The 11,977-nt window shown below is 66.5% G+C and carries 6 protein-coding genes, 1 tRNA gene and 4 pseudogenes; 4 read left to right on the forward strand and 7 right to left on the reverse strand.

Translation table 11 applies throughout. From position 1 onward, the window contains the following. The 6 genes and pseudogenes from G205_RS19685 to argS form a co-directional block, all read right to left on the reverse strand. Positions 1–430: Rho termination factor N-terminal domain-containing protein (locus G205_RS19685; protein ID WP_009359559.1), on the reverse strand; the 430-nt coding region annotated here is incomplete at its 3' end. A 294-nt stretch (positions 431–724) separates the two neighbouring features. Beyond that, a pseudogene (gene thrB / locus G205_RS19690) lies at positions 725–1,698 on the reverse strand (homoserine kinase). A 2-nt stretch (positions 1,699–1,700) separates the two neighbouring features. Further along, positions 1,701–2,807, reverse strand: a complete 1,107-nt coding sequence (gene thrC, locus G205_RS19695) for a threonine synthase (protein WP_009359560.1) — start codon at positions 2,805–2,807, stop codon at positions 1,701–1,703. Then, on the reverse strand, positions 2,808–4,124 hold the full coding sequence (locus tag G205_RS19700) for a homoserine dehydrogenase (RefSeq protein WP_009359561.1): 1,317 nt from the start codon (positions 4,122–4,124) through the stop codon (positions 2,808–2,810). 1 nt (position 4,125) lies between these two features. Next, positions 4,126–5,618 (reverse strand): annotated as a pseudogene (gene lysA, locus G205_RS19705) (diaminopimelate decarboxylase). A 5-nt stretch (positions 5,619–5,623) separates the two neighbouring features. Continuing rightward, positions 5,624–7,287: pseudogene (gene argS, locus G205_RS19710) on the reverse strand (arginine--tRNA ligase). 190 nt (positions 7,288–7,477) lie between these two features. On the opposite strand from argS, the gene G205_RS19715 reads away from it, so the two are divergent. The 4 genes and pseudogenes from G205_RS19715 (at position 7,478) to G205_RS19730 (ending at position 10,564) form a co-directional block, all read left to right on the forward strand. Continuing rightward, positions 7,478–7,951 carry an FMN-binding protein gene (locus G205_RS19715; RefSeq protein WP_009359565.1) on the forward strand — a complete coding sequence of 158 codons (474 nt, stop codon included), beginning with the start codon at positions 7,478–7,480 and terminating at the stop codon, positions 7,949–7,951. Between the two features lie 3 nt (positions 7,952–7,954). After that, positions 7,955–8,825 (forward strand): annotated as a pseudogene (locus tag G205_RS19720) (FAD:protein FMN transferase). Then, a complete protein-coding gene (locus G205_RS19725; RefSeq protein ID WP_009359568.1) occupies positions 8,822–10,366 on the forward strand; it encodes a ferredoxin--NADP reductase in 1,545 nt (514 codons plus the stop codon). Before G205_RS19720 ends, G205_RS19725 begins: the two are co-directional and overlap by 4 nt. 122 nt (positions 10,367–10,488) lie before the next feature. Next, a tRNA-Arg gene (locus G205_RS19730) sits at positions 10,489–10,564 on the forward strand. A 153-nt stretch (positions 10,565–10,717) separates the two neighbouring features. Here the strand turns inward: G205_RS19730 and G205_RS21460 are convergent. Beyond that, the coding region (locus G205_RS21460) for an HNH endonuclease signature motif containing protein (protein ID WP_009359569.1) at positions 10,718–11,977 on the reverse strand (1,260 nt) is incomplete at its 5' end.

Raw genomic sequence — 11,977 nt, forward strand, 5'->3', positions numbered from 1 at the left:
CTTCCACCGAAGCGGGCGCTGCCGGCGCCTCAGCAGCTGCTTCGGTTGCTGCCGGGGCAACCACGCCGTCGCTGACAGCCCGGCGGCTGCGGCCGCGGCCGCGGGTCCGCGGGGCTTCAGCAGCAGGGGCTTCCGCAGCTTCCGGTGCGGCGGCAGGCGCGGCGGCAGCAGGAGCAGCCGTGGCCGTGGCCTTTTCAGCAGCCTTGGCGGATGCCTTGGTGGTGGGGGTGCCGGCGCGATGGGCGGAAATCGCCGTTACCAGGTCCCCCTTGCGCATGCGGGAACCGCCGGAGATACCCAGCTGGCTGGCGAGGGCCTGCAGCTGGGCGAGCTTCAGGCCGGCAAGGCCGCTGCTCTTGGCGGGTGCTGCCGGCGATTCGGCTGCTGAAGATAGTTCCACAGCTGGTGACAGCTCAGTGGTTTCGGTCACGAAGGATCCTTCCCCCTCGACGGCGTCCAGACTGGGAGCTGGGCGCGATGATTTGATCTGGGCTGCAGTTCAGATCTGCAGCCGGGGTTTCGGCCTTGCCGGTTGGATTTCGGCCAGCAGGGCCGGATACTGATTCACCTTGCGTTCCGCCCATGGCGGAACGCCGGGCTGACGCTTTCAGGGGCAGTTGGATGCTGCAGGTTCCTGCGTCAGACCAAGCAGGTGGCACCGGAATGCATTCGCAGTAGGAGATCAAATAGCAACTGAATGCAGGAGCAGATCAGATAGGCGGAATTACCGCCGGTGCATGTCCACCTTAGCACCTTCAACGTCCACTGCCAGCTTCAGAACGCGCCAGCCTACATCCGGCGTGTTGGCCGCAGTGAAGGTCTCGATGAAAGCGAGGGCCTCGGCGGCTTCAGCTTCACCGTTTGCCAGGACCAGGACGGTGGGACCCGCGCCGGAAACCACCGCTGCATGGCCGGCGGCGCGGAGTGCTGCGATCAGCGCTGCGCTTGGCCGCATGGCTTCCGCCCGGTAGCTCTGGTGCAGGTAGTCCTCGGTGCCTGCCAGCAGGAATTCCGGCTTTTGCGTGAGGGCGTGGATCAGCAGTGCCGCCCGGCCGGAGTTCATGCTGCGGCGTGGTGTCCCACGCTGGCCGGGAGCAGGGCGCGGGCCGCCTCGGTGGACAGTTCAAAGTCCGGGACCGCCACGATGGGGATCACCGATCCGGCCACGGTGGCGCTGGTGCTGCTGTACTGGTCACTGTCCTGCCATGACAGCGCCAGTCCGCCGAATATCGCGGGAGCGACGTTGTCCGGGTGGCCCTCCAGCTCGCTGGTGAGCTGGAGGATCCAGTCCTGTCCGCGCTGGCTGCCGGCGGGAACCATGGCGTTGGCCGCGGAGACGGCAGCCACCACGGCGGAGGCGGACGAACCGAGGCCGCGCCCGTGCGGGTTGACGTTCTCCGCCGTCACCTTGAGGCCGCCGTGGCGGAAGCCCAGCCGTTCGAAGGCGGCGTCCATGGCACGGATCACCAGGTGGCTGGCATCGCGCGGCAGGGTGTCGGCGCCTTCGCCTCGAAGGTCGAACACGAGTTCGTCCGTGTCGAGGCTTTCCACGGTCAGCGTGTCGTGCAGCGCCAGCGCGAGGCCAAGGCTGTCATAGCCGGGACCGAGGTTCGCGGAGGTGGCGGGGACCCTGACGGTGACGCGCTGGCCGGCCTCGATGAGTTGCAGTCCGACGGCGGCCTGCGAGGTGGTGTCCAAGGTTATTTTTCTTCCAGTCCCAGTTCAGCAGCAACGGTCACGACGTCGTTGGGTACCTTGACCGGCTGCACGTCGCTGCCGTCTTCGGTGCGCAGGGCCCACTGCGGGTCCTTGAGTCCGTGCCCGGTGACGGTGATGACGATGGTCTTCCCGGCGGGAACCTCGCCGGCGGCGTGCTTCTTGAGCAGGCCTGCGACGCCGGCCGCGGAGCCGGGCTCCACGAACACGCCCTCGCGGGAGGACAGCCAGCGGTGGGCGTTCAGGATTTCCTCGTCGGTGACAGCGCCGATGAGCCCGCCGGACTCGTCACGGGCGCCGATGGCGCCGTCCCAGGAGGCGGGGTTGCCGATCCGGATGGCGGTGGCAATGGTGTCCGGCTCGGTGATGGGGTGGCCGGCAACGAACGGCGCGGCACCGGCGGCCTGGAAGCCCCACATGGCAGGGGTTTTGGTCGCGACGGCGGGAAGCGTGCCTGCGGTTTTCGACTCGAACGGAGCCGAGTACTCCTTGTAGCCCTTCCAGTAGGCGGTGATGTTGCCGGCGTTGCCCACGGGAAGCACGTGGATGTCCGGGGCGTCGCCGAGCGCGTCGACGATTTCGAACGCGCCGGTCTTCTGGCCCTGGATGCGGGCGGGGTTGACGGAGTTCACCAGGAACACCGGGTAGGACTCCCCCAGTTTGCGGGCGATATCGAGGCAGTTGTCGAAGTTGCCGTCCACCTGGAGCAGCGTGGCACCGTGGGCGATGGCCTGGCTGAGCTTGCCCATGGAGATCTTTCCTTCGGGCACCAGCACGGCGCACTTCAGGCCCGCTGCGGTGGCGTATGCGGCAGCGGAGGCAGAGGTGTTGCCCGTCGAGGCGCAGACAACAGCCTGGGCGCCGGCTTCGACGGCGGCCGTCATGGCCATGGTCATGCCGCGGTCCTTGAAGGAGCCGGTGGGGTTCATGCCCTCCACCTTGAGGTAGACCTCGGAACCGGTGAGTTCGGACAGCTTCTGCGCGTGCACCAGCGGGGTGCCGCCCTCGCCAAGGGTGATGACCCTGGTGGACTCCGTCACGGGCAAACGGTCAGCGTATTCGCGGATTACGCCGCGCCATTGGTGAGCCACTTAGACTCCTTCTACCCGCAGAACGGATGTAACTGAATTGATCACGTCAAGGCCCTTCACGGCCTCGACGGTGGCCGCGAGGGCGGCCTCTGACGCGCGGTGGGTGACGATCCGCAGTTCGGCGGACTCCACGTTGGACTCAGCGTCGCGGTGGATGGTCTGCCGCATGATTTCGATGGAGACGCCGTTTTCGGCAAAGATCTGCGCGATCTTGGCCAGGACGCCGGGCTGGTCGGCAACGTCGAGGCCGATGTAGTAGCTGGTCACGGCGGCGTCGATGGGCAGGGCCGGAACATGGCCGGTGGTGGTCTCGGTGCGCTGCGGTCCGCCGAGAACCAGGCGGCGCGCAGCGGAGACGAGGTCGCCCAGCACGGCGGACGCGGTGGGGGTGCCGCCAGCGCCCTGGCCGTAGAACATCAGCTCACCCGCGTTTTCGGCCTCGATGAAGACGGCGTTGAATGCGCCGCGGACGGCGGCCAGCGGGTGTTCGCGGGGCAGGAGCGTGGGGTGGACGCGGACGGAGATGCCCTCGCCGCCGTCGGCATCCGTGAGCTTCTCGGCGATGGCCAGGAGCTTGATAACGAAGCCGGCGTCCTTCGCCGCGGCGATGTCCGCGGCGCTGACCTTGGTGATGCCTTCGCAGTGGACGTTTTCCAGCGCGAACCGGGTGTGGAAGGACAGCGTGGCCAGGATGGCGGCCTTGGCCGCGGCGTCGTGGCCTTCGACGTCGGCGGTGGGGTCCGCTTCGGCGTAGCCGAGGCGCTGGGCTTCGGCGAGGGCGTCGGCGAACTGGGCGCCCGTGGAGTCCATCTGGTCAAGGATGAAGTTGGTGGTGCCGTTCACGATGCCCAGCACGCGGGTGATCCGGTCGCCGGAGAGGCTGTCGCGGATGGGCCGCAGGATGGGGATGGCTCCGGCGACGGCGGCCTCGTAGGACAGCTGCACGCCGGCCTTGTCCGCTTCCTCGTACAGGGTGGGGCCGTCCTGGGCCAGCAGTGCCTTGTTGCCGGTGACCACGCAGGCGCCGTTGCTCAGCGCGGAGAGGATCAGCGTGCGGGCAGGCTCAATCCCACCCATCAGCTCGATCACCAGGTCGGCGTCCTTGACCAGGGTTTCGGCATCCGTGGTGAACAGTTCCTGCGGCAGCTCGACGTCGCGCTTGGTGCCCAGGTTGCGCACGGCAATGCCGCTGAGCTCAAGGCGCGCTCCGGTGCGGGCAGCAAGGGCGTCGGCGTCCTCAATCAGGATCCGCGCAACCTGGGCCCCAACGTTGCCACAGCCCAGCAGGGCCACTTTCAGGGTTCGCATTTCCGTCACTTCAGGCTCCCATGTCGCGGTTCAGCAGATCTTCTTCGGTTTCCCCGCGGACAATCAGCCGGGCAGATCCGTCGCGCACCGCGACTACGCCCGGCCGGGCCAGATAGTTGTAGTTGCTTGAGAGGGCCCAGCAGTAGCGCCGGTTCCCGGTACAGCAAGCAGATCACCGGCTGCCACGTCCTCGGGCAGATATACATCTCTAACAACTATGTCGCCGCTCTCGCAATGTTTGCCCACTACGCGGGACAGCTGCGGCGCCGCCGTGGAAGTGCGCGAGGCCAGAATCGCCGAGTAATCCGCGTCGTAGAGCACCGGACGGGCGTTGTCGCTCATGCCGCCGTCCACCGACACATAGCGGCGCGGATACGTAACGTTGTTACCGTCCTCACCTGCACCGGAGCCGGCCGGCGCGTCGACGCGCACCGTCTTCAGCGTCCCCACTTCATAAAGCGTGAAGGTGGTGCTGCCCACGATGGCGCGGCCGGGTTCGATCGAGATGCGCGGCGAGGCGATGCCCAGTTCCGCGCAGGTGGAACGCACGACGGCGGCCATCGCCTCCGCGATCTCGGCTGCGGGGCGGGGGGTGTCCACCGGGGTGTAGGCGATGCCGTAGCCGCCGCCGAGGTCAAGCTCGGGCATAACGATGGAGTACTTTTCCTGCATGGCTGCCAGGAAGCGCAGCAGCTTCTCCGCTGCCAGGGCGAAGCCGTCCGGCTCGAAAATCTGCGAGCCAATGTGGCAGTGCAGGCCCAGGAGTTCGATGCCGGGGTGGGCCGAAGCGGCAGCCACCGCTTCCTCCGCCGCGGACAGGCCGGCCTGGTCGGTGGTGTCCGCCGCCATGGAGAGGCCGAACTTCTGGTCCTCATGGGCGGTGGCGATGAACTCATGGGTGTGGGCGTGGACACCCGGCGTGAGCCGCAGCATCACCTTTGCCTGTTCCCCGCGGACCCGGGCGATATCGCCCACCCGCACCAGTTCGTCCAGGCTGTCCACCACGATGCGCCCCAGTCCCATGTCCAGGGCACGGTTGATCTCGGCGTCGGACTTGTTGTTGCCGTGCAGGGCCACACGCTCCCCCGCGATGCCCGCGCGGGCAGCGACGGCCAGTTCGCCGCCTGAAGCGGTATCCAGCCGCAGGCCTTCTTCCTCAACCCACTTCACCACGGCGGTGCAGAGGAAGGACTTTCCGGCGTAGTAGACATCCACGCCGCCGCAGATCTCCGCGAAGGCGGCATCAAAGGAGTCCTTGAAAGCACGCGCCCGGGCACGGAAGTCCGCCTCGTCCATTACGAACAGGGGCGTGCCGAACTGTTCTTTCAGTTCCTGGACGGTGACGCCACCAACGGTGAGGGACCCGGCGTCGTTCCGTTCCACGCTGCCCGCCCACATTGGTTCCTGCAGGGCGTTGAGGTCGGCCGGAACGGCCAGCCAGCCGGGTGCCAGGGGGGATGCGGCGTTTCCGGTGTGCGCGGTTGTTTCAGCTTTCACGCTCATGTTGCTCACATCCGTTCCGGCGCGGAAACGCCAAGCAGGTCAAGGCCGTTGGCCAGCACCTGGCTGGTGGCATCGTTGAGCCACAGCCGGGTGCGGTTGACATCGGTCACGGGGTCGTCGCCCATGGGCGCCATGCGGCAGGCATCGTACCAGCGGTGGTAGCGCCGGCGATGATCTCAAGGTGCCGCGCCACACGGTGCGGTTCACGCAGTTCCGCAGCCTTGGCCACCACGGAAGGGTAGCTGCCCAGGTACGAGAGCAGCTCGTTTTCGGTGGGGTGGTCCAGCAGCGAGGCGTCGAAGCGGTCTTCGCCGTCCACCGTGCGCTCCACTCCCGCTGCCACGGCGTTCCGTGCCGCGCCGCGCGAGCGTGCGTGGGCGTACTGGACGTAGAACACGGGGTTCTCGTTGCTGTGCTTCTTCAGCAGCTCGGGGTCCAGTGTCAACGGAGAATCTGCAGGGAAGCGGGCCAGCGAGTACCGCACGGCGTCCTTGCCCAGCCAGTCGATCAGGTCCTTGAGCTCGATGATGTTGCCGGCACGCTTGGAGAGCTTGGCGCCGTTAACGGACACCAGCTGCCCGATCAGCACCTCGATGTTCTTCTCGGGGTCGTCCCCGGCCGCCGCGGCGATCGCCTTCAGCCGGTTGATGTAGCCGTGGTGGTCGGCGCCGAGCAGGTAGATCTTTTCGGTGAAGCCGCGGTCCTTCTTCGAGAGGTAGTACGCGGCGTCCGCGGCAAAGTAGGTGGGCTCGCCGTTGGCGCGGATCATCACCCGGTCCTTGTCGTCGCCGAAGTCCGTGGTCCGCAGCCAGACGGCACCGCCGTCGTCGAACACGTGGCCCTGCTCGCGAAGGCGCGCCACGGCACTTTCGATAGCGCCGGCGTCGTGCAGTTCCTGCTCCGAAAAGAACACGTCGAACTCGACGCCGAAGTCCGCGAGCGTGGCCTTGATGTCCTTCATCTGTGCCTCGTACGCGGCGGCGCGGATGACGGGAAGCGCGGCAACTTCCGTGAGTTCGCGGATGTCCGGATGCGCGGTGAGGACCTCGTGGCCGAGGTCGGCGATGTACTGGCCCGGGTACCCGCCTTCGGGCACGGGGAGGCCGTGAAGCCGGGAGTAGACAGACTTGGCGAAGGTGTTCATCTGCGAACCGGCGTCGTTGATGTAGTACTCCGCCGTGACGTCGGCGCCCGACGCACGGAGCACGCGCGCGATGGAATCGCCCAGGGCGGCCCAGCGGGTGTGGCCGATGTGCAGGGGGCCGGTGGGGTTCGCGGAAACGAATTCCATGTTCACGGTGCGGCCGGCGAGCGCGGAGTTGGTCCCATACTGCGTGCCCGCTTCGACAATCACCTTGGCAAGGGCGCCGGCGGTGGCAGCGTCAACGGTGATGTTCAGGAACCCGGGTCCGGCGATGTCCACGGCCGAGACGCCCTCGATCGACTTCAGCCGGGCACTGAGGATCGTGGCGAATTCCCGCGGGTTCGTGCCTGCCTGTTTGGCCAACTGCAGGGCGATGTTGGTTGCCCAGTCGCCGTGTTCCCGGTTCTTGGGTCGCTCCACGCGCACCTCATCCGGCACAGCTGATGCTGAAAGGGCAATATCACCGGCGGCAACGGCGTCTTTCAGGCATGCGGATATGGCGAGGGAGAGTTCTTCGGGAGTCACCCCTCTAGCCTACCGGGGGCCAGTGACAGCAAAGAATTTTGCGCGCCCTCCAGGGGACGGCCTTACACAGGACCGTCACAAGGAAAACCCAAATGTGGCACAGGGTTGAACCAATAGGCTGGATCCAGCGTTGACATCAGCGTAACCACCGCTTGAACTCCGTGATCCCTATGACGAAACGAGAGCCTTGATGAGACCCTCCGTACGCAGGAGCGTTTACGCCGGTATTGCCGGCCTGTCCCTTGCGGGAACCGTGGCAGGCTGTGCGCCGTCCGCTACCGAAACGGCTCCGGCCACCACCGGCGGGAACGCCGCCGGAACCACCGCCGCACCATCGCCCAACACGTCCTCCCTGGCCGGCAGCGGCTCCACCTACAAGGACGGCACCTACAGCGCGGACGGAAACTACGTCTCGCCCAACGGTACCGAGACAGTGGGCGTCCAGCTGTCCCTCGCTTCGGGCACGGTGACGGATGTCCAGATCACCCAACACCCTTCCAACCCCAATACGCGCAAGTTCCAGGGCGAGTTTGCCGGCGGCATCGCGGCGCAGGTAGTGGGCAAGAACATCGACGAGCTCAATGTTTCGAAGGTGGCAGGCTCCTCACTCACCAGCGGCGGCTTCAACCAGGCAGTGGAGCAGATCAAGTCGGAAGCCCGGTAGCCGGTGCCGGGAGGGGACGTGGAGGGCATATCGTTCGAAGGCATCGGGACTCAGTGGGAAATTTCTTCGCCCCTTCCGCTTGCGCCGTCCCTGACGGAGCGCATCCTTGCCAGGGTTGAAAAGTTCGACGCCGACTGGTCCCGTTTCCGTGGCGATTCCCTGGTAAGTGCAATGGCACGGACACCTGGCCGCTACGACTTTCCGGACGAGGCCGGACAACTCGGGAAGCTGTACCGGACCCTCTACCGGATCTCAGCCGGGACCATGACTCCCCTGATCGGCGCAAGCTGGAGCGGCTGGGGTATGACGCTGCGTACTCGCTGCGGCCGGCCGGTTCCCCGCTCCCCGCCCCGGCCTGGGACGACGTCCTGGACTGGAACGGAACGTCCATCACCACCAGCGCTCCGGTGGTACTGGACATCGGCGCCGCCGGGAAGGGTCTGCTGGTGGATCTGCTGGCCGCCGAACTGGAAGCGGCGGGAGTTGACGCCTTCGTCATCGACGCAGCGGTGATCTCCTGGCACGTGGCCCGTCCGCAATACCGGTGGCCTTGGAGCATCCCTACAATCCGGACCAGGCCATTGGGGTGGTCCGGCTGGCCGGGCGTGCACTGTGCGCTTCCGCCGCCAACCGGCGGGCCTGGGGTGATGGGCTGCACCACGTGCTGGACGGAACAACCGGCAGGCCGGTGCAGACCGCCGTCGCGACCTGGGCCCTGGCGGAGACGGCCGTCCTTGCCGACGCGCTGGCCACGGCGCTCTTTTTTGTCCCCGGCGCACAGCTCCAGGAATCGTTCGATTTCTCGTGGCTGACCGTGTACTCCGACGGCAGCGCGGGCTATTCCGAAGAATTTGAAGGGACACTGTTCACATGAGCCCCGTCGAGACCCCCCAGGCCGGTTCTTCCGCATCTGCCACGGGGCGCATGGATACCCTGCTTGGCCGGTTCACCATGTACCGGCTCATCCTCCTGGTACTGGCAGCCCTTGCCGTGTACAGCCTGCTGCTTGAGGTCCTGGGCTGGCTGACCTTCGGCATCCCGGAAATGCTGGCCCACCTGGCCTTGTGCCTGGCCCTGACCTATGCCTCCAACCGTGCTCTGGCGGCGCTGTTCCGGGTACGGCCGCACTCGGAATCGTCGCTGATTACCGGGCTGCTGCTCTACTTCCTTTTCTGGCCTTCCTTCCAGACTTTGGACGTGGCGGGGGTTGCCCTGGCCTGCGTGCTGGCATCCGCGTCGAAGTACGCCCTTGCCTGGCGCGGCCGGCACATCTTCAACCCCGCGGCCGCCGGAGCCTTCGTCACCGGCCTTACCGGGCTCAATATCGCCACGTGGTGGGCGGCGACGCCAGCCATGCTGTGGCTGCTGGTCCCCGGCGTGCTGCTGGTCCTTTACCGGACCAGGAAAGTCCTGATGGCCACAGTATTCACCCTCATTGCGACGGCCATCATCACCTTTGAGCTGCTCCGCGCCGGCATGACTGCAGGGATGGGCATCTACCAGGCACTCGCGCAGCGGCCGGTGCTCTTCTTCGTCGGCTTCATGCTGACCGAGCCCCTGACGCTGCCGCCACGGCGGTGGCAGCAGCTGGTGCTGGCCGCCGTTGTCGGCGTTGTGTTCGCGGTCCCCTACAACCTCGGATTTATCGCTAATTCTCCCGAAGCCGCGTTGCTGCTGGGCAACCTCCTTGCCTTCCTGCTGGGCCAGCGGGGCGGCGTCAGGCTGCGGTTCACAGGAAGCCGGAGGCTGACTCCGAGCACCACGGAGTTCTCGTTCGAGCCTGCCCGGCCGGTGCGTTTCCTTCCGGGGCAGTACATGGAGCTTGACCTGCCGCACGTCAGGTCCGACGGTAAGGGACGACGGCGGGTGTTCAGCCTGACAGGTTCACCTGCGGAACGCCTGGTGAAATTCGGCGTCCGGACCGCCGAGCCATTATCCGCGGCCAAAAGGGTGCTGCTGGCGCTGAAGCCCGGCGATGAGCTGACGGCCACCTCGGTGGGCGGTGACTTTGTCCTCCCCCGCGACCCCCGCAAACCCGTGCTGCTCATTGCCGCCGGCATCGGCATTACGCCTTTCCTCTCACACCTGGGCTCGGGAGGGCTGCGGGAACGCGACGCCGTCCTTCTCCTTCTTGCCAGGAGCGCCGACGAGATCGCCTACGCTGACGAACTCCGGGCTGCGGGCATCCGGGTCCTCGTACGGCTCGCGGACGGATCGAACCCCCCTGTGGATTTCGGCGCCGTTCCGGCCGGAGCTTCCCGGCTGGACCACGAAGGATTGAAGGCCCTTGTTCCGGACATTCATAGCCGTGAAGTGTATGTCTCCGGTTCGCCCGCCAGCGTTGCCGCGCTCCGCCGTGCCGCCCGGAAAGCAGGGGCCCGGCGGGTGCATGTGGACTCGTTCTCCGGGTACTGATGACTCGGTTCCGTGTGCTCCCGACCCGTTGGCAACGCCGGATCAGGATCGGTTTTCCCTTGGAGCCCACCTTCCTGCTAAGCTCTAGGACGTCCCGCCGGGAACGGCAGGAAATCCGGATTGCCCTCGTAGCTCAGGGGATAGAGCGTCTGCCTCCGGAGCAGAAGGCCGTAGGTTCGAATCCTACCGAGGGCACCAGCCGAAAGCGGCCCGGTCACTGACCGGGCCGCTTTCGTTTTCCCGGGTTGTTTTCCGGGTTTGTTTTACGAATTTGTTTTCCGGGCAGTCCGGCAGCGGGGACCTCGTCGTTTGCCCGGGTCAGTACACAACGTTGTTTGCCGCCCGTGGTTATTACGGGTGGCTCAATGCTGTTTCTTCAGCCTCCAGCCATAGGAGCCAGTCCGGGAACGGATCTTTGGCTGGATCGTATTCGAGCAACTCAGGATCATCCGGGAAGCCAGCGTCATCAGAGTTGTCCGGGTCCGGCACGTCCGCGTCTGTAATTTCCATGTCACCCCATTCCAACCACGGCGGACAGACCAGGTCTTCGCCTGCTTCAGGCGTACCGGCCGCAGTTGCTGCGGGATAGCGCTCCTCCGAAGCGGCAGCCAGAACCACCTGCTGTTCATCAGTGGCAGCAGCAGGCGAGCCGCGCTTTCGAGCGGCAGACCAGCCCGACCCGGGGTTACCAGGTGCTGCGCCGTCAGTCAGCAGGGCAGCCAGGGCGGGCGGCAGCTGTGGTGGTTCCCAGCCTGGTTGTTCGGCGGGGTAGGTGCGGCCGGTGGGTGAGGTCCAGCAAGGCGGTTCGGTTTCTGTTGCGTGTGTGGGTGTCCAGCCGCTGTTGTGCTTCAGGCGGTGGTGCTTCGGGCAGAGCTGTGCCAGGTTGCTGATCCCGGTGCTTCCGCCGTGGTTCCACGCTTGGAGGTGATCGGCTTCGTTGTCGAGTGCGTTGTTGTTGCAGCCGGGGAAGGTGCATTTGCCGTCCCGAAGGGTGAGGGCTTGCCGCATGGCTTTGGTGAGCCGGTAGCTGGTGCGGCCGATTTCCAGCGGGGCGCCGTCGCGCGGGTCGATGAGAACGCGGGTGAAGGAATTGGCTCCGTCGGCGAGGAGTTTGCGCGCCATCGACGCGGGGATCGGGCCGTAGCCGTCCAGGATGGCCGGTTCGTCGGTCAGGCCGAGCAGGGCGAACACGGGGACGGTGACCAGCACGTCGGCGCGGGGTCTGGGGACTTTCCCGGCTTCGGGGATGGCGTCAGGAAACGCGGTGGTGGTGCAGGTTCCCGCTTGGCCGGTGCTGTTGTCCTGGGTGCCGGCGCTGCTCGCCTCCAGGGACACCGCTGCCAGGGCGTCCGGGATTCCGAGGTCTGCAGTTAGCTCGTCGGACCCGAAGAGCGTGGCGAGCCCGAGGAATTCATCGGTGATCTGGTCCCCGGCAACGCGTTGAACCTCATCGCCGGTGTCAGGACGGCCGCTGCCGTCGCCGGCTGCAGCGTTGCTGGTGCCGGGTTGGCTGCCGCGTTGTCTACCGGCGCCTTCCGTGTCCCCGCCGCCGGCCGGGGAGGCCATGCTCGGCCCGGTGCCGGCGTCTGTGGTGGTCGTTCCGGCTGGGGC

The organism is Arthrobacter nitrophenolicus (assembly GCF_000332815.1).
In the GTDB taxonomy this organism is placed as follows: Bacteria; Actinomycetota; Actinomycetes; order Actinomycetales; family Micrococcaceae; genus Arthrobacter; species Arthrobacter nitrophenolicus.

Excerpts from the sequence above, each read along its gene's own strand:
- G205_RS19715 (WP_009359565.1), top strand. The coding sequence starts at position 7,478 with ATGAGACCCTCCGTACGCAGGAGCGTTTACGCCGGTATTGCCGGCCTG.
- G205_RS19725 (WP_009359568.1), top strand. The coding sequence starts at position 8,822 with ATGAGCCCCGTCGAGACCCCCCAGGCCGGTTCTTCCGCATCTGCCACG.